This window comes from Streptomyces rishiriensis (genome assembly GCF_030815485.1).
Lineage (GTDB): Bacteria > Actinomycetota > Actinomycetes > Streptomycetales > Streptomycetaceae > Streptomyces > Streptomyces rishiriensis_A.
In genome coordinates this window covers 6,014,312-6,037,253 of the sequence record NZ_JAUSWV010000002.1, presented here as the reverse complement: position 1 = coordinate 6,037,253, position 22,942 = coordinate 6,014,312, and the positions used below count along the sequence as shown (strand labels likewise).

Below are 22,942 nucleotides of genomic sequence, written 5' to 3'. Positions count from 1 at the left end.
TTCAACTCCTCGGGCCGCCGGCAACGCCGCCGACGGGATCAACACCTCCAGATAGGTGGTACCTGAAGGTAAAAGCAACGGAGCCGAGACTATGCCTTCAAGTTTCGAAGTCAAGAGGGCCCGGCTGTGACTTTTCAGCGCCCGCGTGAGGGGAATGTGTTCAACTCTTGAAGTTACGGCGGGAGCTGAGGTTACGGGTACCCGCTCCGGCCCTTCAGCGCAGGCGCTGGCTGATGACCTTCGACACACCATCGCCCTGCATGGACACGCCGTACAGCGCGTCGGCGACCTCCATCGTGCGCTTCTGGTGCGTGATCACGATCAGCTGCGAGGACTCCTGGAGCTCCTGCATGATGCGGATCAGGCGCTGGAGGTTGGTGTCGTCGAGGGCGGCCTCGACCTCGTCCATGACGTAGAACGGGCTGGGCCGGGCCTTGAAGATCGACACCAGCATGGCCACGGCGGTCAGCGATCGCTCGCCACCGGAGAGCAGACTGAGCCGCTTCACCTTCTTGCCGGGCGGCCGCGCCTCGACGTCGACGCCCGTGGTGAGCATGTTGTCGGGGTCGGTCAGGATCAGCCGTCCCTCGCCGCCGGGGAAGAGCCGGCTGAACACGCCCTCGAACTGCCGTGCGGTATCCCGGAACGCCTCGCTGAAGACCTGCTCGACCCGCTCGTCGACCTCCTTCACCACCTGAAGGAGGTCCGCCCGGGTCTTCTTGAGGTCCTCCAGCTGCTCGCTGAGGAACTTGTGCCGCTCCTCCAGCGCGGAGAACTCCTCCAGGGCGAGCGGGTTCACCTTGCCGAGCTGCTGATAGGCGCGTTCGGCCGCCCTCAGCCGCTTCTCCTGCTCGGCCCGCAGGAAACGCCTCGGCAGGTTGCGCGGGTCTTCGGGATCCTCCGGCAGCACCTCGCCCTCGGCGGGCAGCGAGGGCGGCACCGGCTGGTGGGGTCCGTACTCGGAGACGAGACCCGCGGGCTCCACCCCCAGTTCCTCCAGCGCCCTGGTCTCCAGCTGCTCGATCCGCATCCGCTTCTCGGCGCCGAGCACCTCACCCCGGTGCACCGAGTCCGTCAGCTTGTCCAGCTCGGCCTTCAGATCGCGGCCGGCGGTGCGGGCGGCGGCCAGCTCCTGCTCGCGCCGCGCCTTGGCGGCGTCGGCCGCGACCCGCTCCGCCTCGGCCCGCCCGAGGGACACCTCGACATGCGCGAGCAACTGCCGCGCGCCGGAGGCCACGGCCTCCGCGACGGCGGCCTCGTGCCGCAGCCGCGCCAGCCGCTGTTCGGCACGCGCGCGTGCCTCGCGTTCCGCCCGCGCGGCCCGGTCCAGCGAGTCGGCCCGCCCGGCCAGCCCCTTGACCCGTTCCTCGTGCGTACGGACCTGGAGCCGCGCCTCCATCTCGGTCTGCCGGGCGTTGGCCCCGTCCGCCGCGAGCCGGTCGCGCGCGGAGGTGTCGGGCTCCTCCTCGACCGGCATCTCCTCGGCGACGGTCAGCCGTTCGGCCAGTTCCTCGGCCTCCTCCACGGCCCGGTCCAGTGCCTCCTGCGCCCGCGCCGCGGCCGCCGTGGAGCGCTCGGCCTCCCCGGCGGCGCCCCGCGCCTGTCCTGCGAGCCGTCCGAGCTGCTGGGCCACGGCCGACTTCTCCCGGTCGGCGGCCCGCCGCCGCTCCCCCAACTCCTCGACGAGCACGGCGCACTCCGTGCGCCGCTCCCCCGCCGCGTGCTGCGCCCGGGTCAACTCCTCGCAGCGCACGGCCAGCTCTCCGAGCTCGGCCGCGGCCTCGTCGACGGACGCCTGCACCTCCAGCAGACTGGGCGCCCCGGCGGACCCGCCGTGCGCGAAGTGCGCCCCCAGCAGGTCGCCCTCGAGGGTGACGGCGGTGAGATCGGGCCTGGCGTAGACGATCTCCTCGGCGTCCTCCAGCGTGCCGACGACGACGATCCCCCGCAGGAGACGCCGTACGGCGGGCAGGAGATCGTCGGGGCCGCGCACGAGGTCGGCGGCGTACCGCGACCCCTCGGTCTCCCGCGGCTCCTGGGGCACGTCGTCCGGGGCACCGCTGAGCAACAGCGCGGCCCGGCCCGCGTCCTGCTTGCGCAGGAGACGGATCGCCTCGGCGGCCGCGGACGGAGTGGTCACGGCGAGGGCGTCCGCCGCCGCCCCGAAGGCCGCCGCCAGCGGAACTTCGTACCCCGGCGTCACCGTCAGCAGTTCGGCCGCCGGGCCCAGCAGTCCGCTCAGCCGGTCGCGCGCGCCGAGCAGCGCGCCCGTGCCGTCCTTGCGGCGCAGACCCATCGCCAGGGTCTCGTGGCGGGCCTGGGTCGCGGCGCGTCTGCGTTCGGCCCCCGTGACCGCCTCGCGGGCGGCGGTGAGAGCGGACTCCGCCTCGACGAGTTGCCGTCTGGCGGCCTCGTGCTGTTCCCCGAGTTCCTGGTCACCCGCGTCGAGGCCGTCGACCTCCGCCTTGAGCGTCTCGTACTCCTCCTGTGCGGTGACGGCCCGCTCCAGGGCCCCGTCCCGGGCGGCGGCGAGCCGGTCGATCTCGGCCTGGGCGGAGGCGGCACGGGAACGGGCCGCGTTGACCTGGCCGTTCAGCCGGGCGAGGCCCTCGCGGCGGTCTGCGATGGCCCGGGCGACGTCCTTCAGCCGCCGTTCCTCGACGGCGAGCTCCCGCTCCAGGTCGGCGCGGTGGGCGACGGTGTCGTCGAGCGCGTGCCGGGCCGCTTCGAGGGCGGCCTCCAGCTCGGCCTCCTGCTCGCGGACGCGGGCGGCCTCGCGCTCCATGTCCTCGGGATCGCGGCCGCGGCGCTCCTCGGGCGGCGCCGAGGTGGCGCTCTTCACGCGCGCGTCGGCCAGCGAGATCGTGCCGCGGACGCGCTCGGCCAGCTGGGACAGTTCGTACCAGGTCTGCTGGGCGCGCTGGAGGCGCGGTGCGAGCCGGCGGACCTCGTCCTCCAGCAGCGACTCCCGCTGAAGGGCCTTGCGCAGTTCCTGCTCGGCGGCTTCCTTGCGCTCCTTGAGGGCGGCCTCGTCCGCGACCTCGGTCTGCAAAGCCTCCCGCAGCCGTACGAGATCGTCGGCGAGGAGGCGCAGGCGGGCGTCGCGCAGGTCTGCCTGGATGACGGCGGCACGGCGGGCGACGGCGGCCTGGCGGCCGAGGGGCTTGAGCTGGCGACGCAGTTCGTCGGTCAGGTCCTGCACGCGCGCCAGGTTGGCCTGCATCGCGTCCAGTTTCCTGAGCGCCTTCTCCTTGCGCTTGCGGTGCTTGAGGACGCCCGCGGCCTCCTCGATGAAGGCGCGGCGGCCCATGGGGTCGGCGTGCAGGACGGAGTCGAGCTGCCCCTGGCCGACGATGACGTGCATCTCGCGGCCGATGCCGGAGTCGGACAGCAGGTCCTGGATGTCGAGGAGCCGGCAGGTGTCACCGTTGATCTGGTACTCGCTGCCGCCGTTGCGGAACATGATCCGCGTGATGGTGACCTCGGCGTACTCGATGGGGAGGGCCCCGTCGGAGTTGTCGATGGTGAGGGACACCTCGGCGCGGCCCAGCGGGGGACGGCCGGTGGTGCCGGCGAAGATCACGTCTTCCATCTTGCCGCCGCGCAGCGACTTCGCGCCCTGCTCGCCCATGACCCAGCTGAGCGCGTCGACGACGTTGGACTTCCCCGAGCCGTTCGGCCCGACGACGCACGTGATCCCCGGTTCGAACCTGAGTGTGGTCGCCGAGGCGAACGACTTGAATCCCCGGAGGGTCAGGGCCTTGAGGTGCACGGCGCTGGACTCTACCTTCCGGGGGTGTCTCACTCCATGAACCCGCGGTTTCACCCGTGAACGCGCAGGGCACACCAGACGTTAAGAGACTGAAAGGGTGCGCGGGGGAAGTAAAAAGAACGTGCAGTTCGACGGCGGGAAAGACGCGGAGTCGGGGCGGGGGAAAAGAAAGAAAGGGACGCCGAAGCGTCCCTTGTCAACTCTGACAACCAAGCGGTCCGACGCGGTGAGATGAGCCGCCCGACCACTGCGTGTGCCGTTGTGCAGCGGTGCAGCGATCAGGTGAGCGCAGGCTCCGCCTGGCGTGCGTCGATGCTCTCCAGAAGCGATTCGTGAGAAGCGGCAGCCGTCAGAGCGTCGTTCTCGGCCTGGATCCGTCCGAGCTCGGATTCCAGATCCTGTACGCGCTGCTGGAGCCGTCGCATCTCGGCGAGGAGTCGCGGGTCGGAGCCGCCGACGTAACCGAGAAGCGCCTTTGCCATGATGGATGGTCCTCCACAATGAGTGACCGACCGAAGCGGTGTGGGTCGTGAGGGATTCGCACCCGCGGTGCTTGCCAGGATCTTGGTATTGCTGCCGTTCATCCATGCCAAACAGCTGAGGTGCGCGGGGTGCTTTCAGCGTCTCACCAAAAAGTTTGACGGTCAACACGATCACGCCCCGTATTGGCGGGCATCCCGGCGGCGCGCGGCCTGAACGGCGGCGCTGCGACTCCTGCGGGGCCCTCGGGGCGTGGCGATCATCCTGGCGTGCGGAGCCTCCCACTGCAAGGGATTCTTGGCAACCACCTGCCGCTTTCCGCTCGGGCAGATGCCGTCGGCATGTACCGGCGCCGGTTCCGGGCCCCTCCGCGCGGATTCCGTCAGCGGATCGCGAAGCCGTCGTAACCGCCGCGAGGTGTGTCCCATATCTCGGTGACGCCGTCCACCCGCCCGGGCGTGTCGTCACCCAGGAGCCATCCGAGCAGTCCCTCGCAGCCCTCCCGGGCCCCCTCGGCGACGACCTGGACCCGTCCGTCGGCCAAATTGAGAGCAAAACCACTCAGGCCGCCGATCTCCAGCGCCTTGGCCCGTGTGAACCAGCGGAAACCCACGCCCTGGACATGTCCGCGCACCCAGGCGACCAGCCGTACATCCTCGCTCATGGGTGCAACCTAACCGGGCAAAGTCGCTCGGAGCACCTCGCCCCTCAGGCCCATGCGGTACCGTCCCCACCCAATGATTCTCATATGAAACTCACTCGATCGGGTGAGTCAGGTGGACCAGAGGGCGCAGGAGGCGCGCGTCGCCCCAGCGCCTCGGCCGACCGTGGGAATCACCGCTGGGAACACCGCTTGGACGAGGAAGGCAAGGACATGGGACGCCACCGACGCTCCGCCGCCGGCCGCGCCGCCACGGGCCGCGCCACGGGGGTCACACAGACGCACGGCTCGCACGCGGACAGTCACACCCCGCAGGACTCGTACGCCGACGACCGCCCCACGATGGGCATCGCGCCCTATCTCAACCCGGAGGCGTACGCCGACTCCGTCGCCCGGAGCAGGGAGTACCTGTACGCCACCGGCGACGAGTACGCCCACGCCGACACCGCCGTCTTCGCGGCGGACGGCTTCCGGCCCGACGACGGCGCCCTGCGACCGGACTCGAACCGGGCCGGGGGCGGGCCGCCGCCGTAAGCGGAAGGTCGCCACCCCGGTCAAGACGGGCCTGCTGGGTGTCTCCGCGGCGGTCGCCCTCGGCACCGTCGCGGTCGCCACGGGCGTGGTGCCGGGTCTCGACAACTACCAGCTGGGCGGCGGCAGCGGCCCGGGTGACAAGGTCCAGGCCGTCGACTCCCCGACCAACTCCGCCTCCGAGCAGGGCGGCACGTCCGGCTCCGCCGACGACGAGCGCGGCGGCACGTCGACCAGCCGCGATGCCGGCCGCTCCACCTCGCCCTCCGCCTCGGCGACGCCTTCCCCGTCCGCCTCCGCCTCCACCGCGTCGGCGTCGCCGACCGAGACGGCCACCGAGAAGCCGCAGGCCACGCCCTCGAAGAAGCCGAAGACCACCCCGTCCAAGTCGAAGACGGCCACCAGGGCACCGGAGAAGTCCGAGTCCCCGGTGACGGTCTCGGCCGAGGCGCAGGCCGCGGCCGAGGTGCTGAAGCTGGTCAACGAGGAGCGGGCCAAGGTCGGGTGCAGCGCCGTCGCGGCCAACAGCGCGCTGTCGGACCTCGCCGAGAAGTTCAGCGACGACATGGCCGCGCGAGGCTTCTTCGACCACACCGATCCGGACGGGGCGACCCCGTGGGACCGGGCCGCGAAGGCCGGGATATCCGACCTCGGCGGCGAGAACATAGCCCGGGGCCAGGCCGACGCGGCCGCGGTCATGGAGGCCTGGATGAACAGCCCCGGCCACAAGGCGAACATCCTGAACTGCGACTTCAAGACGCTGGGCGTCGGTGTCCACCTGGGCTCCGGCGGCCCGTGGTGGACGCAGGACTTCGGCTACTAGGGCCCGAAAAGGGGCGAGCGGCGGTACCCGGCCCCGCAGAAACGATCAAGCGGCCTGGGCGCGGCCGGCCAGGAAGGTCTTCGCGGTCTCGGCGACGCGCCGCCCCAGATGCTCCGCCGTCGCCACGTCGGCCTTGTGGACGGCGTCCGGGCCCTCGTCGACATTGGTCTGCGCGGCCGCGCCCAGGAAGACGCCCAGGCGGTTGAGGTCGTGCTCGGACGCGGTGCTGCTGTTCCAGCCGGGCAGCAGGCCGAGGTTGACCCAGTGCATGCCGAGCTGCGCGGCGAGGATCTGGAAGAACTGCAGCGTGTGCAGCTTGTCGCCGCTCTTGGAGCCGGAGTTGGTGAACCCGGCGGCCAGCTTGTCCTTCCACGCCTCGGTGGCCCAGCGCGCGGAGGTCGCCTCGGCGAAGGCGTGGAAGGCGCCGGACGCGGTCCCCATGTAGGTCGGCGAGCCGAACACGATCGCGTCCGAGCCGTCGAGCAGCGCCCACTGCTCGTCGGTGATCTCGTCGACCTTGATCAGACGCACCTCCGCTCCGGCGTCGGCGGCCCCGGCCCGGACGGCCTCGGCAAGCACGGCGGTGTGGCCGTAGCCGGAGTGGTAGGCGACAGCAATGATGGGCGTGGACATGCAGCACTCCTCGAACAGAGCAGGTCGGATTCGGTGACCACAGGAAAGCACTAACTTTTAGTTAGTGCAACCTGTCAGCTAGCGCTGCCGTCGCGTACGCTTGTCACATGGACATCACCCAGGAGCGCGCGGAGAGCCAGGACCTCCCGTTCAACGTGTTCGCCAAGGCCTGCCCCTCGCGCGGCACGCTGGAGCATGTCACCGGCCGCTGGGGCGGACTCACGCTCGGGGCGCTGTACGAGGGCTCGCTGCGCTTCAACGAGTTGCGCCGCCGGGTGGACGGCGTGAGCGAGAAGATGCTGTCCCAGACGCTGCACGCGCTGGAGCGCGACGGCCTGGTGCACCGCGAGGCGCAGCCGACCAACCCGCCCCGCGTGGACTACGAACTGACGGTGCTGGGACGCGAGGTGGCCGAGCGGCTGCTGTCCCTCATCCACTGCGTGGAGGGTCGCATGGACGACGTACTGGCCGCCCGCGAACGCTACGACGGGACGCGCGGCACCCTCTGACACTTCGGGCAGAAGTAGCTCGAACGGTTCATCCACGGGCGCCGGACCATCGGCGTCGCGCACCGCCTGCAGGGCAGACCCTCGCGGCCGTAGGCGTCCAGCGACCGGTCGAAGTAGCCGGACTCGCCGTTGACGTTGACGTACAGGCTGTCGAAACTGGTGCCGCCCACGGCGAGGGCCGCGTTCATCACGTCCCGGACATGGCCCAGCAGCTCGAGCGTGCGGGGGCGGGTGAAGTTCGCGGTCGGACGCTCGTAGTGCAGTCGGGCGCGCCACAGCGCCTCGTCCGCGTAGATGTTGCCGACCCCGCTGATCAGCGACTGGTCGAGCAGGGCTCGCTTGATGGTGGTGCGCCTGCGCCGCAGGGCCTGATGGAACGCCTCGTCCTCGAACAGCGGGTCGAGGGGGTCGCGGGCGATGTGCGCGATGACGTCCGGAAGGCCGTCGGGAGTGGTGTCGTGCAGCGACAGCCCGCCGAAGGTGCGCTGGTCGACGAAGCGCAGTTCGGTGTTCACCGCGTCCGCGAAGCGCACCCGGACCCGCAGATGCTTCTCGTCGGGGGCCTCGTGCGGCTGGACCAGGAGCTGCCCGCTCATCCCGAGGTGGGCGAGGACCGCCTGGTGCGTGTCCGCCAGGGGCAGCCACAGATACTTGCCCCGGCGGCTGGGGGTACCGATGCGGTGGCCCTTGAGCCGGTGCGCGAAGTCGTCGGAGCCGGCGAGGTGACGGCGTACGGCGCGCGGGTGCAGTACCTCGGCCTCGGCGACCGTGCGATGGGCGACCCACCGCTCCAGACCGCGTCGGACGACCTCGACCTCGGGCAACTCGGGCATGGGATCCCCCGTACGGAGCGCCCGCTCCCGTCGGGGAGCGGGCGCTCGTCTCGTACCGCTGTGCTACTTCTCCACTGCTTTGCTGTTCGTCAGGCGGAGGCGGACTCGGACTCCGGGTCCGGGGCCGGGTCCGGGGCCGGGGCCGGGGCCGGGGCCGGGTCCGGGCTGCCGTCGGCGGCCGCCACGGCGTCCGCCGTCTTGGCACGCTCGTCCGCCGCGGCCCGGATGGACCGCCATGCGGACTCGGCGGCCTGCTGCTCCGCCTCCTTCTTGCTGCGGCCGGTGCCGGTGCCGTACGAGACGCCTCCGACGCGGGCAGCAGCAGTGAAGGTCTTCTCGTGATCGGGGCCGGTCTCCGTGACCAGGTACTCGGGGACACCGAGGCCTTCGGTCGCGGTGAGCTCCTGGAGACTGGTCTTCCAGTCCAGGCCGGCACCGAGGTTCGAGGACTTCTCGATCAGCGGGTCGAACAGGCGGTGCACCAGTTCGGAGGCCGCGTCGAGGCCCTGGTCGAGATAGACCGCGCCGATCACCGCTTCGAGGGTGTCGGCGAGGATGGACGCCTTGTCCCGGCCGCCCGTGCCCTCTTCACCCCGGCCGAGCCGGATGAAGGAGCCCAGGTCGAGGCCACGGCCGACCTCCGCCAGCGCACGCGAGTTGACCACCGCGGCCCGCAATTTGGCCAGCTGGCCTTCGGGCAGGTCGGGGTGGGTGCGGTACAGCGTGTCCGTGACGACGAGGCCGAGCACGGAGTCCCCGAGGAACTCCAGCCGCTCGTTCGTCGGCAGGCCGCCGTTCTCGTATGCGAAGGAACGGTGGGTCAGCGCACGCACCAGAAGGGCGGACTCGAGCTGATAGCCGAGCCGCCCTTCCAGAAGCGTGTGGGACGAGGCCGTGTTCTCCGCCTTTTTCTTGGCGGTCGTGTCCGCCTTGGCGTCAGACATGAAGCCTCTCACCAGCCGCTCAGACCTCGAGGACCTGGCGCTTGTTGTAGGTGCCACAAGCCGGGCACGCGATGTGCTGCAGCTTGGGCTCGTGGCAGCGCTCGCACGCAACCAGGGTGGGGACCGCAGCCTTCCACTGCGACCGGCGGTGGCGCGTGTTGCTGCGCGACATCTTCCGCTTCGGAACAGCCACGGCTACTTCTCCTGCTTCTCGTTGGCGCGCGCCGATCGAGGCGCTTCGCCACTCATCTCGTCCTTCTCGCCGTCTCCGAGTGAACCGGCGAGTCCCTGCAGTGCCGCCCAACGAATGTCGGTGGCGTCGTGGTGGTGGTCCGGGTCGTCCGTGAGCCGCGCTCCGCACTCGGAGCACAGGCCCAGACAGTCGTCCTGGCACACCGGCTGCATCGGCAGTGCAAGCACCACCGCATCACGCAGCACGGGTTCGAGGTCGAACAAGCCGTCCTCGATGAAGAGCCTGTCCTCGTCTTCCTCGGCGTCGTCGACCGGCTCCGCTTTGGGGCGGCCCCGGTCGTCGGCGTCAGGGTACGAGAACATCTCCTGGAAGTCCGCTTCGAGCTCCAGCTCCAGCGGCTCCAGACACCTTACGCACTCCCCCTCGGCCTGTGCACGGGCGGTGCCTGTGACGAGCACACCTTCCATGACCGACTCGAGTCGGAGCTCGAGCTCCATCGGGGCGCCTTCCGGCACTCCGATCACTCCCTGGATCCCGAGATCCCGGGGAGCGTCGAACTCGCGGGTCAGGCGCTGTAGCGCACCAGGACGCCGCCCCAGCTCGTGCGTGTCGAACACGAGAGGCTTGCGGTGGTCGAGGCGGGCGTTCAGAGCCATTCCTGCTTTCGATCCTGAGCTCGGGGGATGCTGTCCTGCGATTGCGGCGGGCAGCTGTGATCGCGGGCGTATACGAAAACAGCGAAGCGCACACGCGACCGAAGAGCCAGGATACTGGAGCATTCGCCCACAGCCCAATCCGGGTGCCTGCCCGGGCGGCCCCGGTGCTACAGGCCGCGTTCCTGCTCGTAGGCGCGCAGCTGCTCGGCGCTGATCATGCCGGTGTCGAAGAGGCTGGTCTCGTCGAGGGCGTATCCCTGCTGGACCTGCTGCTGCGGCTGCTGCACGGCCTGGTTCGGGTCGTAGGGGGCCTGCTGGGTGTCGTAGCCCTGGACGGCCCCCGTGCCCTGAGCGAAGTCGAAAGTGGCGGCGTACGGGTCGGCCTGCTGCTGGTAGCCGTACGCGTCCTGCCGGCCGTAGTCCTGCTGCTGCTGTTGCTGATAGCCGCCGTAGGGGTCCGCCTGCTGCTGGTAGCCGTACGCCGGCTGCGGCTCCTGCTGGTCGTACGACTGCTGGACGGGCTGCGCAGCCGCGGCGTCCTGCTCGGCGAGGGCGGTCAGGTCGGCGAGGTAGTCGGCGTCGGACGAGTGCTGGAACGTCGTGGCGTCGTCGGCGAGGGCTCCGAGGTCGTCCGTGGCGATGCGGCCGTGCAGCTTCTGGCGGCCGCGGCCGACCGCGTCCAGGGTCTTGGCGAGAACCGCCTCGAAGGCGCCCAGCTTGGTGTCGACGTAGGCATCGGCGTCGCGGCGGAGGGTCTCGGGGTCGTGGCTGCGCTCGGGGGCGTCCTCGTCCGCGTAGCCGTTCTCGTCGGTGCCGGGGCCGGTGCCGAGGAGCTTCTCGCGGCCGCGGCCGACGGAGCCGAGCGTCTTGGTGAGGACGACCTCGAAGTTCGCGAGCTTGGAGTCGACGTAGTCGTCGGCCTCGGCGCGGACCTCCTCGGCCTCCTTGCGGGCCTCGGCCAGGATGCGGTCCGCCTCGTTCTGGGAGCGGCGGGCGATCTCGGTGTCGGAGATCAGGGAGCCGCGCTCGGCGTGCGCGGTGGAGATGATCCGCTCGGCCTCCTGGCGGGCCTGCTCGACCATCTGCTCACGGCCGCCGATCAGCTCCTCGGCCTGGGCGAGGGAGTCGGGAAGGGCCGCGCGCACCTCTTCCAGCAGGGCGAGCAGGTCCGCGCGGTTGACCACGCACGAGGCCGACATCGGCATCGACCGGGCACTGGAGACCGCCGTGACGATCTCGTCGAGCTTCTTCTGCACGTCCACCGGTTGCTCGCCACTTCCTGCGCTGTGTTGGAGACGGACGGAACGACTGTACGGCCATGAGGTGTCCGCCGGACACCGGGTGACGGGCCGTCAGCGCACCGGTCGCGGGGTCAGTCCTTCCTGAGCCGTTCGCCCAGGGCTTCCAGGACCAGCGGCGGCACCAGGTGGGAGACATCGCCGCCCCAGGTGGCGACCTCCTTGACCAGGGAGGAGGAGAGGAAGCTGTAGGTGGGGTTGGTGGGCACGAAGAGCGTCTCGACGCCCGACAGGCCGTTGTTCATCTGGGCCATCTGGAGCTCGTAGTCGAAGTCGCTGACCGCCCGCAGGCCCTTGACGATGGCCGGGATCTCGCGCTGCTTGCAGAAGTCGACGAGGAGGCCGTGGAAGGCCTCGACCCGGACGTTGCCGTACTCGGCGGTGACCCGGCGGATCAGGTCGAGCCGCTCGTCGATCTCGAACAGGCCCTTCTTGGCCTTGTTGATCATGACCGCGACGTAGACCTCGTCGTACAGACGAGAGGCGCGGGAAATGATGTCAAGGTGTCCGTTGGTGATCGGGTCGAACGACCCGGGACAGACGGCACGGCGCACTTGTGGTCCCTCGCTCTCCAGTCCGGTCATCGCGCGTCTTCGCACGTAGAGGCGGCGCGACCGTACCAAAACGTTCCCTCGCCGTAGCGACGGGCCCTCAACGCCTCGAAGCCGTCCGGCCAGGGGAACTCCCCGCCTCTGGTGCTGCGCTCCACGGTGACGAGGGCATCGGCCGCGAGCCAGCCCCCCGAACGGAGTGTGAGCAGAATCTCCCGAAGATCGTCGTTCGTGACGGCGTACGGGGGATCGAGGAAGACCAGGTCGTACGGGTCCGTCGGCGGGGTCTGGATGATCTGCCGGGCCTTGCCGGCCCTGACCTCGGCGCCGGGCAGGCCGAGGGCCTTCACGTTCTCCCGGATCGTGCGGGCCGCCCGCGCGTCGGCTTCGACCAACAGGGTGTGGCCCGCGCCCCGGGAGAGGGCCTCCAGGCCCACGGCCCCGGAGCCCGCGTACAGGTCGAGGACGCGTTCGCCGCTCAGGGGGCCGCCCAGCAGGGACTGCCAGGTGGAGAAGAGTCCCTCGCGTGCGCGGTCGGAGGTGGGGCGGGTGCCGGTGCCTGGCGGGACGGCCAGGCGACGTCCACCGGCTGCGCCGGCGATCACGCGGGTCATCTCGGGGTCCTTGTTCGGGGGCGGGTACCCGCCCAGTCTGGCAGGCGGAGGCAGACGGGCGCGCTCCGGCGTGAGCGGGCATGGGAGTAGGCGCGGGAGCAGACGCGGGCCAAGGGCACGCATCCGGCGGGAGCAGACGCGAGCCTTGGGCACGCATCCGGCGGGAGCAGACGCGAGCCTTGGGCACGCATCCGGCGGGAGCAGACGCGAGCCTTGGGCACGCATCCGGCGGGAACGGACGCGGGAGCAGAGGTGAGCCATGCGGACGCACCCGGCGTGCGGAGCGCGTGCACCCGCGCCTGTACGGCACGGCGGGCCGGCCTCCTCGCGCCACAGCACGCCCTCCCGGCTGATCGACAGGTCACCACGTCGACACGTCATCGGCCCGCTCGGCGCGCCGCCGGGAGCGCGAGGAGTGTCAGGGCTGCCTGGGCTGTCATGCCTGCCGGGAGCAGGGCTGCCAGGGCCAGGGCTGCCAGAGGTGCCTGAGTGCTCGGTGGGCGGCCGCGTCGCGTACCGAGGCCGCCCCGCGCCGGAAGCCGGCTGTCCTCAGCCCTTGTCCAGGTACTGCTCCCGTTCCTCGTCCAGGAGGGCGTCCAGGGCCGTGCGCAGGCCGGGCAGGGTCGCCAGCTCGGGGTCGGCGGCGACCAGGCGGGCCGCCTCTTCGCGCGCCTGCGCGATGACCTCCTCGTCCTCGATGACGGCGAGTACCCGCAGGCTGGAGCGGGCGCCGGACTGTGCCTGGCCCAGGACGTCGCCCTCGCGGCGCTGTTCGAGGTCGATGCGGGACAGCTCGAAGCCGTCGAGGGTGGCGGCGACGGCATCGAGGCGCTGGCGGGCCGCGCTCGCCTCCGGCATCTCGGAGACCAGGAGGCACAGTCCGGGCGCCGAGCCCCGGCCGACGCGACCGCGCAGCTGGTGCAGCTGGGAGACGCCGAAGCGGTCGGCGTCCATGATCACCATGGCGGTGGCGTTCGGGACGTTGACGCCGACCTCGATGACGGTCGTGGCGACCAGGACGTCGGTCTCGCCCGCGGCGAAGCGGCGCATGACGGCGTCCTTGTCGTCGGGGGGCATGCGACCGTGCAGGACCTCGACCCGGAGGCCGTGCAGGGGGCCCTTGGCGAGCTGGTCGGCGATGTCCAGCACGGCGAGCGGCGGCCGCTTCTCGGCCTCGTCCTCGGGCGACTTCTTCTTGCTTCTGCCCGACTTCTTCGGGTCGCCGCTCTCGTCGACGTCGTCACCGATGCGCGGGCAGACGACATACGCCTGATGGCCGTTGCCGACCTCTTCGCGGACCCGCTCCCAGGCCCGGGCCAGGAAGTGCGGCTTGTCGGCGGCCGGGACGACATGGCTGGCGATCGGCGAGCGGCCGGCCGGGAGCTGGTCGAGGACGGAGGTCTCCAGGTCGCCGAAGACGGTCATGGCGACGGTGCGCGGGATGGGCGTGGCCGTCATGACGAGCAGGTGCGGGGGTTGCCTGCCCTTTCCGCGCAGGGCGTCGCGCTGTTCGACGCCGAAGCGGTGCTGTTCGTCGACCACGACCAGGCCCAGGTCGTGGAAGCGGACCTTGTCCTCGATCAGCGCGTGCGTGCCGATCACGATGCCGGCCTCTCCGGTGACGAGGTCGAGCAGTGCCTGCCGGCGGGCGGCCGTGCCCATGGAGCCGGTCAGCACGACGACCTTGGTGGCCCGCTCGGACCCGCCCAGCATCCCGCCCTCGGCCAGCTCGCCCATCATCTCGACGACGGAGCGGTGGTGCTGCTGGGCGAGGACCTCGGTGGGCGCGAGCAGGGCGGCCTGACCGCCGGCGTCGACCACGGCGAGCATGGCACGCAGGGCGACCAGGGTCTTGCCCGAACCGACCTCGCCCTGGAGCAGCCGGTGCATCGGATGGTCCGTCGCCAGGTCGTCGAAGATCTCTTTGGAGACCTTCTGCTGGCCTTCGGTGAGGGTGAAGGGGAGACGGGCGTCGAACGAGGTCAGCAGGCCGTCGGCGGCGGGCTCGCGGGGCACGGCCGGGAGTTGGGCGTCGGCGTGGCGGCGGCGGGCGAGGGCGACCTGGAGCACGAACGCCTCGTCCCACTTCAGCCGGGAGCGGGCGTCGGCGATGTCCGCCTTGGTGTGGGGGCGGTGGATCTTCAGGAGCGCCTCGGGGAGCGAGACCAGGCCGCGGCCGTCCCGCAGCGCGTCCGGGAGCGGGTCGAGCGCCTCCTGCGCGGCGGGCAGGACGGTCTGGATCGCCTTGCCGATCTTCCAGGACTCCAGTTTCGCGGTGGCGGGGTAGAGCGGGATGAGGGCGCCGGCCCAGGTCTCGACCGATTCGTCGGTGTCGGCACGGAGCAGTTCGTAGGCCGGGTGGGCCAGCTGGAGGCGGTGGTTGAAGACCGACACCTTGCCCGAGAACATCGCGCGCGTGCCCGGCAGCAGATCCTTGTGGGGCTTGTGGACGCCGCTGCCGAAGAAGACCAGCTGGAGCCGGCCGCTGCCGTCGGTGATGGTCACCTCCAGGCGCTGGCCCTTGCCACGGGGGGCCCTGGCCGAGGCGAAGCTGTGCAGACGGGCGTCGGCGACCTGGGCGACCACGGTGACGTGCTCGTCCATGGGGAGGTCGGCGAGGTGGGTGAGCTGGCCGCGCTCCTCGTATCTGCGGGGGTAGTGGTGCAGGAGGTCGCCGACGGTGTGCAGACCGAGGTGCTCGGCCATCACCTTCGCGGTGGCGGGGCCGAGCACCGACTTCAGCGGCTGTTCCAGTGGTTCTTTCCGTGCGGGCACGAGATCCATTGCACACCACACCACTGACATTGCCGTATATGTGTCCCGAAACCCCTGGTCAGGCGGCTCGTTCGGGCTCTAGGATGACGCGCTCCGGCCATCATCCGCGGTCACCGCCCCACCGGGACCGCCCGACCCCGCGCCGTGCTCCTCCCTCAGCCCGCGGCGCAGCAGCGATGGACTCCCAGACCTCACCGTCATCCCAGCCGCCTCACACGTTCCAGGTCGACCTGCGTGGTCTGGTGGACCTGCTCTCCCATCACCTCTATTCCAGTCCCAAGGTCTACCTGCGCGAGCTGCTGCAGAACGCCGTGGACGCGATCACCGCCCGACGGGCGGAGGAGCCGGACGCCCCGGCGCGCGTGCGGCTGTTCGCGGAGGACGGCAGGCTGCGAGTGGAGGACTCGGGCGTCGGGCTCACCGAGGCCGACGTGCACCACCTGCTGGCGACGATCGGACGCAGCTCCAAGCGTGCCGAAGGGCTCCAGGACGTCCGTTCGGACTTCCTCGGGCAGTTCGGCATCGGGCTGCTGGCCTGTTTCGTGGTGGCCGAACAAATCCGCGTGGTCAGCCGCAGCGCCCGCACCCCGGACGCGCCGCCCGTGGAGTGGACGGCGCGCGACGACGGCTCCTACACCGTGCGGACACTGCCCCACGAGGAGCGTCCCGAGCCGGGTACGACCGTGCATCTGGTGGCGCGGGCCGGCGCCGCCGAGTGGCTCACGGAGCAGCGGGTGCTGGCGCTGGCCCGGGACTTCGGGTCGCTGCTGCCGTACGACGTCCGGGTCGGCGACGAGGCGGTCACCGACCTGCCGGCGCCCTGGAGCCGGTCCTACCCCTCCCCCGCCAACCGGCGGGTGGCGCTGGCCCGGCACTGTCGCGAGCTGTTCGGGTTCACGCCGTTGGACTCGGTGGAGCTGGACCTGCCCGTGGCGGGGATCCGCGGGGTGGCGTACGTACTGCCGGCGGCGGTCAGCCCGGCGCAGCGTGCCGGTCACCGGGTGCACCTCAAGGGGATGCTGCTGACCGAGCGGGGCGAACAGCTGCTGCCCGACTGGGCGTTCTTCGTGCGCTGCGTCCTGGACACCGACAGCCTGCGGCCGACGGCCTCGCGGGAGGCGCTGTACGAGGACGAGACGCTGGCTGCGGTCCGGGAGGCGCTGGGGGAACGGATCCGGTCGTGGCTGACGGGTCTGGCCGCCGGTGATCCCCAACGGCTGGCGGCCTTCCTCGACGTGCACCACCTGGGCGTGAAGTCCCTGGCGCGGCACGACGCGGAGATGCTGCGCACGATGCTGCCGTGGCTGCCCTTCGAGACGACCGACGGGCGGCTGTCGCTGGAGGAGTTCGCGCAGCGGCACCCGGTGGTGCACTTCACCCGCACCGTGGAGGAGTACCGGCAGGTCGCGCCGATCGCGTCCGCGCAGGGCGTCGGGGTCGTCAACGGCGGTTACACGTACGACAGCGAGCTGGTGGAGGCGCTGCCGTCGGTGCGGCCGGGGACGGTGGTCGCCGAGCTGGACGCGGACACCGTGACCGCCCACCTGGACACCGTCGCCGCGGCCGACGAGCTGGCGCTCGCGGGCTTTCTGGCGGCCGCGCGGGCGAAGCTCGACCCGCTGGGCTGTGACGTCGCCCTACGGGCCTTCCACCCGCTGTCGGTGCCCGCGCTGCACCTCGACGACCGGGGGGCCCGGCACGAGCAGGCCCGCGCGCAGGCCGAGTCGCAGGCCGACGACCTGTGGGCGGGCATCCTGGGCTCGCTGCGCGGGAGCGCCCCGCGCGCGCGTCTGGTGCTCAACCATCTCAACCCGCTGGTCCGGCGGATCAGTTCGTTGAACGATCCCGAGCTGATCGGCACCGCCACGGAGTCGCTGTACGGGCAGGCGCTGCTGATGGCGCAGCGCCCGCTGCGGCCCGCGGACTCGGCGCTGCTGAACCGGGCGTTCATAGGTCTCCTGGAATGGGCCACGCACGGGGAGTCGGCACACGGTGAGCCGACAGAGGAACAGGGCGGTCACTGATGAGTGAGATCACGGACTTCGACTCGCTCCGCCGGGCGATGGCGGAGAACGGCGAGCAGCCGGAGGGGCCTGCCCGCAACGCGCGCGCGGAGCAGCTGCTGGTGGAGGCCGAGAGGCTCGACATCCCGCTCGCGGTGATCGAGGCGCTCGGGCACCAGCTGAAGGTCTACAACTACAGCTCCGAGAAGGCGAAGATGTTCGTCCCGTTCGCGCGGCTGCTGCGCATGTGGGACGAGCGGCCCGGGGACTTCGACGAGTACGAGACGCACTCGCTGCACTGGGTCTTCAAGTGGATGTCGGCCGGCATGCTCGACCAGCCGCACGTGCCGCTGGCGTCGGTGGAGAAGTGGCTCGGCGAGATGGAGCACCGCTACCGGCTCGCCGGGCACTCCGCGCGGGCGGTGCGCAGCGCCGAGTTCAGCGTGGCCGCGCACGTGGGCGACGTGGAGCGGGCGGAGCGGGCGTTCGCCGCGTGGCTGGCGGCGGACCGGGACACCATGGCGGACTGTCACGCGTGCGAGCTGCACGGTCAGGGCTGGTGGCAGGCGGAGCGGGGCCGGGACGCGGAGGCGCTCGCGGTGTGGGCACCGGTCCTGGAGGGCGAGTACACTTGCGCGCACGAGCCGCACACGGTGCTCGCGTCGTCCCTGCTTCCGTTGCTGCGGCTGAGCCGCCTCGAGGAGGCACGCGCCCACCATCTGCGCGGCTTCCGGCTGGTGCGGTCCATGGAGAGCATGCGGGGCGCCTACGCCGACCACGTCGAGTTCTGCGCCCTGACCGGCAACGAGGCGCGGGGCCTGGAGCTGCTCGCGGAGCGGCCGGCGTACTTCACGGACGAGGGGCATCCGCACAGCAGGATGGAGTTCCTGAGCGTGGTGGTGCTGCTCATGGAGCGTCTGTCCGAGCTGGGTCTCGCCGGGCAACGGGTGCCGGGGCCGGCCGGGCGGGAGTGGACGGCCGAGGAGCTCGCGGACCACGCGCGTGCGCAGGCCCTGGCGCTGGCGGCGCGCTTCGACGAGCGCAACGGCACGTCGTACGTCAGCGAGCGGGCACGCGCGCGTATGGCACAGCGGCCCCTGGTGGAACGGCTGCCCCTGGGTGTACGGGCGACTCGTCCCGCCTCCACCGTGGCCGCTGCGGCTTCCGGGGACGCCGCTCCGGCTCCGGCCGCGGTCCGGCAGGTTGCCGAACCGGACCTGGCGGTCCTGCTCGCCGAGGCCCGGCGGCTGTCCGACACGCTCCAGCCACATGCCGTCGAGGCGTGGGCGCGGGTGGCACGGCTGGCCGAGGAGACGGAGGGCGTCGAGCTGGACGCCCGTGACCGCGCGGAGATCGCCGACCACGCGGCGATAGGTCTCGGCCCGGAGGGCGCCGAAACGTTCGAGCACGCCGCCGAGCTGTACGAGCGGGCGGGCGACCCCGGCGAGGCTCTGGCGGCACGCGCGCGTGCGGCGTACGTCCGTGCGCTGGCCGGCGAGATCGACGAGGCGCTCGCGGCGGTCGCGGACCCGTACGACCAGGTGCTCGCGCTGTACGCCGAGGGCGGTACGGGGGTGCCGCAGGCGGCGGGCGTACTGATGGGCCGGGCGCGGATCCTGATGCGGCGCGTCCACGAGGCCGAGGGAGAGGTGGTCGACGAGGCGGTCCTGGCGAAGGCGGAGGCGGCGGTACGGGAGCTGCTGGCGCTCGTCGACGGGCGGGCGGGGAACGACGTACGGCTCGCCGCCCGGGTCGCCGAGGGACACGCGATGCTCGCGGAGCTGGCGACGCACTCCGGGAACCCGGAGGCGGGCGCGGAGCTGTTCGCGCGGGCCGCGGCGGAGTTCGTCGAGACGGGTCTGCCGTGGTTCGCCGTGGAGTACGAGGCCCGGCTGGCCGGTCTCGCGCATCAGCTCGGCGACATGGGGGAGGCGGAGCGGGCACTGCGGGCGGCCCTGGAGCACGGTGGACCGTACCTGGAGGCGGTCGGGCGGGCCCAGCTGCACCTCCAGCTCGCCGAGGTCCTCGGGGGCCGCGGGGCGGCCGAGGAGGCCGCGGAGCACGCCTTGGAGGCGGCACACTGGGCGGACGAGGCGGGTGCGGGCCCCACGCTCGGCGCGTGGGCGCGGCACCAGCTCGGCGGGTTCCTGGTGCGGCAGGGCCACTGGGCCGAGGCGGCGGAGGTGCTGGAGTCGGCGCTGGCGGAGCTGACCGTCGAAACGCACGGCGACGGCGCGGTCGTCCAGACGCAGTGGTGGCTGGGCGACTGTCTGAGCGAGCTCGGGGAACACCGGGACGCCGCGGAACGCCGGCTCCAGGCCGCCGACATCGCCCGGCACTGGCCCGAGCAGCACGACCACGCGACCCTCGCCCATCTTGCCGCCGAGTCGCTCGGCCAGGCCGGTCTGCCCCTCGAGGCGGACCAGGGCTACGCGCGCGCGGGCGAGCTGTGGCGCGGTCTCGGCAACGTCCACGGGCTCGTCCGCTCGCTGCGTGCCCGCGCGTGGCTGGCGTTGCGCACCGAGAACGGGACGGCCGCGGCACGCGCTTTGATGACGAGTGCCGTGGAGGAGTGCGCGGACGCGTTCGACGCGGCGGACGACGACGAGGCGCGCCTGCGGCTCGTCTCCGAACTCGGGCACACCCACCGGCAGTTCGGGGACCTGCTCGCCCGTACCGCCGCCGAGGACGCCGACGACGACTCGATCCGGGCCACCCTGGACGAGGCGCTCTCCCAGATGGCCGAGGCCGTGGCGGTGTTCGCCGCCCTGGGCGAGGGCGCCGTGCACGCCCGGACCGGCGCGGAGCTGGCCGCGGGCTGGCTGGAGACCGACCTGGGACGCCCGGCGGCGGCGGCGGCACGCGCGCGTGCGGTGCTGCGGGCTTACGCCGACGCGGACGCGGACGCCGGAGACGATGCCGGCGCGGACGCCGCGGTCGGCAGCGGCGAGGAGGAGGGCGAAACGGTGCAGGCACGGCTGGCCGAGGCGGAGCAGCTGCTGCACGCGGCAGAGGAACAGCAGGATCGTTGAACGATCCCCGGCCGCCGTGGGTCTACCCGACCCGCCATCAGCGGCTTCTGGTCACCGGCCACCGGCCCCGGTCAACTGGCCAGGCCACCGGCGCCCCCTGGTCGCCGGACACCCGCGCCGGGATTGTTGAACGATCCCGGCGCGCCTCGCTCCTCACCTCTCCCTCCCTCACCCGTCACCTCTCACCCCTCAGCCATCACCCCTGGCTCCTTACTCCACTTACTCCACCCCGATCAACACCAACGCGCCCTGCTGTCCTCCCCGGTACACCACCGTGTCCACGGCGAGGTACGCCTCCCGTACCCGTGCCTCCAGGCGCTCGGCGACACCCTCGGGGGCCTCGTCACCCAGCACGAGGGTGACGAGTTCGCCGCCCGCCGCCAGCATGCGGTTCAGGACGGCCTCGGCGGCGGCGGTGACATCGGAGCCGATGACGGCCACGTCGCCGTCGATCAGCCCGAGGACGTCACCGGCCTGGCAGATGCCGGCCATGGTCCACGACTGCCGCTCGGCGACGGTGACCTCGGCGTAGCGCGTCGCGCCCGCCGCCGAGGTCATGGAGACGACGTCCTCGTCGAAGCGACGGTCCGGCTCGTGCACGGCCAGCGCCGCGATCCCCTGGACCGCGGACCGGGTGGGGATCAGCGCCACCCGGATGCCCTCGGTGCGGGCCTGCTCCGCGGCCGCTGCGGCGGTGTGCCGCAGATCGGCGTCGTTGGGCAGCAGCACGACCTCACGCGCGTGTGCCCGTCGTACGGCCTCGACGAGCTCTCCACTGGCGGGCGGCTCCCCGGGACGCGCGAGCACGGTGGTGGCGCCCGCCTCGGTGTACAGCCCGGCCAGGCCCGCACCGGGTACGACGGCGACGACCGCCCGCTGGACGCGCTCGCGCGGCGGACGCTCGCCCCCGCGCGTGTGCGCGTCGCCGACGCCGAAGTGGGTGATGCGGATCCGGTACGGCCTGCCGGCCTCGACGCCCGCCTCCACGGCGGCGCCCGCGTCGTCCACGTGCACGTGGACGTTCCACAGGCCGTCGCCGCCGACCACGACCAGCGAGTCTCCCAGGGCGTCCAGCCGCCGCCGCAGTCGCGCCACGGCCGTGTCCTCGGCCTCCAGCAGATAGATGACCTCGAAGGCGGGACCACCTTCGTCACCGTCGCCGCCCTCGTCCCTCGCGCCGCCCGGCCCGTCCGCGGCGCAGTCCGCCGCCTGCGCGGCCTTCACGCGCCCGTGGGCAGCGACAGCGGCCGCGGACACGGACATTGACACGGCGGCGCCGGAGAGCCCCGGCATCTCGCCCGTGAACGTCTCGACCAGCGCGGCGAGGACCGCGACCAGGCCCCGGCCACCCGCGTCCACCACTCCGGCGCGCTCCAGGACGGCCAGCTGGCCCGGGGTCGCCGCGAGCGCCGCGCACGCCCCCCGGTAGGCCGCCCTGGCGACCGTCCCGCAGTCCCCCTCGGCATCCTCCGCCGCGTCGGCGGCGGCCGAGGCGACCGACAGCACGGTGCCCTCGACGGGATGGGCGACGGCCTGACGGGCGGAGTCGGCCGCGTGCCGCAGGGCCAGGCTCAGCCCGTTCCCGTCGGTGTGAGGGGTCTCACCCTCGGCGGTGAGCACCTGGGCCATGCCGCGCAGCAGCTGCGCGAGGATCGTCCCCGAGTTCCCGCGCGCGCCGATGAGCGCGCCGTGCGCCATCGCGCGCGCGGCGTCGGCGAGCGAGGGCCTCCCGACGGACCCGGAGCCGGCGCCCGAACCGGCCTCGTACCCGGCGAACACCGCCTCGACGGCGGTCGCCGCGGACTCGACGGTCAGATACAGGTTGGTGCCGGTGTCCCCGTCCGCGACCGGATAGACGTTGATCGCGTCGATCTCCTCGCGAGCCCGGCCCAGCGCCGTGAGCGCCAGACCGCACCAGGTGCGCACCGCGAGAGCATCGAAGAATGTCTGCGGCACCTGCGCCACCTGCGCCTCCTTGGGCTGCTGGACTGGACGCAGCGTAGACCCCGGGCCGGTGTCCGCAGACAGGCGGGCCGGACGGGAGCGGGCGGAGGCGGACCGGGGCAGGGGGGCAGGCCCCTGAGCAGCCATGGTAGTTTCGTTGCACCGGCGCAGTCGTTGTATGCTGCTCCGGTTGCCCGATCCGCATCGGGCCATCCCCCTGGCAGCGCCACTCAGATCCTAGATCCTGATCCCGGCATGCCGGGATCATCCGTAAGTGCATCTGAAGTCTTTGGAGTGACCCGTGGCTGCCAACTGCGACGTCTGTGGCAAGGGGCCGAGCTTCGGCAACAACATCTCGCACTCGCACCGCCGTACGTCCCGTCGCTGGAACCCGAACATCCAGCGCGTCCGTACCGTGGTCGGCGGGACGCCGAAGCGCGTGAACGCTTGCACCTCGTGCATCAAGGCCGGCAAGGTCTCGCGCTGACGCACATCCCCCTGCTCTCGACTCCGTTCGAGCCGGGGGGACCCCCAACGCGCGCGGCCACTGCTGGTTCGCTGCATAGAGCCGGTCCATCCAGGTGGGCCGGCTTTCTGCTGCCTCCGGACACCCGCGGCCTGCCGGACTCCGGGGAACCCGCTTCGGCATCCCGGGCGCCCTCGGCCTCCGCAGCGACGACGGCACCCCCG

Annotated in this window: 17 protein-coding genes and 1 pseudogene; 5 read left to right on the top strand and 13 right to left on the bottom strand. The window is 71.9% G+C overall.

Annotation, left to right across the window (positions count from 1 at the left end):
* Positions 1–214 precede the first annotated feature (214 nt).
* The 3 genes from smc to QF030_RS29470 form a co-directional block, all read right to left on the bottom strand.
* The gene (gene smc, locus QF030_RS29480; RefSeq protein ID WP_307165602.1) at positions 215–3,772 is read right to left on the bottom strand and encodes a chromosome segregation protein SMC; all 3,558 of its coding nucleotides are present in this window, start codon (positions 3,770–3,772) and stop codon (positions 215–217) included.
* Between the two features lie 278 nt (positions 3,773–4,050).
* Positions 4,051–4,254, bottom strand: coding sequence for a hypothetical protein (locus QF030_RS29475; RefSeq protein WP_020128723.1), 204 nt, complete (start codon positions 4,252–4,254; stop codon positions 4,051–4,053).
* 380 nt (positions 4,255–4,634) lie between these two features.
* Positions 4,635–4,916 carry an acylphosphatase gene (locus QF030_RS29470; protein WP_307165601.1) on the bottom strand — a complete coding sequence of 94 codons (282 nt, stop codon included), beginning with the start codon at positions 4,914–4,916 and terminating at the stop codon, positions 4,635–4,637.
* A gap of 210 nt (positions 4,917–5,126) precedes the next feature.
* Here QF030_RS29470 and QF030_RS29465 point away from each other — a divergent pair.
* Positions 5,127–6,267 (top strand): annotated as a pseudogene (locus QF030_RS29465) (CAP domain-containing protein).
* A gap of 45 nt (positions 6,268–6,312) precedes the next feature.
* On the opposite strand, the gene QF030_RS29460 reads toward QF030_RS29465, so the two are convergent.
* Positions 6,313–6,900 (bottom strand): flavodoxin family protein, encoded by a 588-nt coding sequence (locus QF030_RS29460; protein WP_307165600.1) that lies wholly within the window; start codon positions 6,898–6,900, stop codon positions 6,313–6,315.
* Between the two features lie 107 nt (positions 6,901–7,007).
* Between QF030_RS29460 and QF030_RS29455 the strand changes: the two genes are divergently transcribed.
* Positions 7,008–7,409, top strand: a complete 402-nt coding sequence (locus QF030_RS29455; RefSeq protein WP_307165599.1) for a winged helix-turn-helix transcriptional regulator — start codon at positions 7,008–7,010, stop codon at positions 7,407–7,409.
* Here QF030_RS29455 and mutM read toward each other — a convergent pair.
* The 8 genes from mutM to recG all read right to left on the bottom strand — a co-directional run bounded on the left by mutM (position 7,382) and on the right by recG (position 15,282).
* On the bottom strand, positions 7,382–8,242 hold the full coding sequence (gene mutM / locus QF030_RS29450) for a bifunctional DNA-formamidopyrimidine glycosylase/DNA-(apurinic or apyrimidinic site) lyase (RefSeq protein WP_307165598.1): 861 nt from the start codon (positions 8,240–8,242) through the stop codon (positions 7,382–7,384). The two genes, QF030_RS29455 and mutM, sit on opposite strands and share 28 nt — an antisense overlap.
* An 89-nt stretch (positions 8,243–8,331) precedes the next feature.
* Positions 8,332–9,186 (bottom strand): ribonuclease III, encoded by an 855-nt coding sequence (gene rnc / locus QF030_RS29445; protein ID WP_307165597.1) that lies wholly within the window; start codon positions 9,184–9,186, stop codon positions 8,332–8,334.
* A 19-nt stretch (positions 9,187–9,205) separates the two neighbouring features.
* A complete protein-coding gene (gene rpmF, locus QF030_RS29440; RefSeq protein ID WP_006139588.1) occupies positions 9,206–9,379 on the bottom strand; it encodes a 50S ribosomal protein L32 in 174 nt (57 codons plus the stop codon).
* 2 nt (positions 9,380–9,381) lie between these two features.
* Positions 9,382–10,035 carry a YceD family protein gene (locus QF030_RS29435; RefSeq protein ID WP_307165596.1) on the bottom strand — a complete coding sequence of 218 codons (654 nt, stop codon included), beginning with the start codon at positions 10,033–10,035 and terminating at the stop codon, positions 9,382–9,384.
* Positions 10,036–10,202: 167 nt separating this feature from the next.
* Entirely contained in the window at positions 10,203–11,297 is a 1,095-nt protein-coding gene (locus tag QF030_RS29430) for an ATP synthase F0 subunit B (RefSeq protein WP_307165595.1), read from the bottom strand.
* A gap of 110 nt (positions 11,298–11,407) precedes the next feature.
* Entirely contained in the window at positions 11,408–11,887 is a 480-nt protein-coding gene (gene coaD, locus QF030_RS29425; protein ID WP_307167733.1) for a pantetheine-phosphate adenylyltransferase, read from the bottom strand.
* A gap of 26 nt (positions 11,888–11,913) precedes the next feature.
* Entirely contained in the window at positions 11,914–12,498 is a 585-nt protein-coding gene (rsmD, locus tag QF030_RS29420; protein WP_307165594.1) for a 16S rRNA (guanine(966)-N(2))-methyltransferase RsmD, read from the bottom strand.
* A 549-nt stretch (positions 12,499–13,047) separates the two neighbouring features.
* On the bottom strand, positions 13,048–15,282 hold the full coding sequence (gene recG, locus QF030_RS29415; RefSeq protein WP_307165593.1) for an ATP-dependent DNA helicase RecG: 2,235 nt from the start codon (positions 15,280–15,282) through the stop codon (positions 13,048–13,050).
* A gap of 167 nt (positions 15,283–15,449) precedes the next feature.
* Between recG and QF030_RS29410 the strand changes: the two genes are divergently transcribed.
* A complete protein-coding gene (locus QF030_RS29410) occupies positions 15,450–17,297 on the top strand; it encodes an HSP90 family protein (RefSeq protein ID WP_307165592.1) in 1,848 nt (615 codons plus the stop codon).
* Positions 17,297–20,308: a tetratricopeptide repeat protein gene (locus tag QF030_RS29405; RefSeq protein ID WP_307165591.1), complete on the top strand. Its 3,012-nt coding sequence runs from the start codon at positions 17,297–17,299 to the stop codon at positions 20,306–20,308. The genes QF030_RS29410 and QF030_RS29405 overlap by 1 nt, the downstream gene beginning before the upstream one ends.
* A gap of 219 nt (positions 20,309–20,527) precedes the next feature.
* On the opposite strand, the gene QF030_RS29400 is transcribed toward QF030_RS29405, so the two are convergent.
* Complete coding sequence (locus QF030_RS29400; RefSeq protein WP_307165590.1) at positions 20,528–22,273, bottom strand: DAK2 domain-containing protein; 1,746 nt, start codon at positions 22,271–22,273, stop codon at positions 20,528–20,530.
* Positions 22,274–22,553: 280 nt separating this feature from the next.
* Between QF030_RS29400 and rpmB the strand changes: the two genes are divergently transcribed.
* Positions 22,554–22,739: a 50S ribosomal protein L28 gene (rpmB, locus tag QF030_RS29395; RefSeq protein ID WP_013000438.1), complete on the top strand. Its 186-nt coding sequence runs from the start codon at positions 22,554–22,556 to the stop codon at positions 22,737–22,739.
* Positions 22,740–22,942 lie beyond the last annotated feature (203 nt).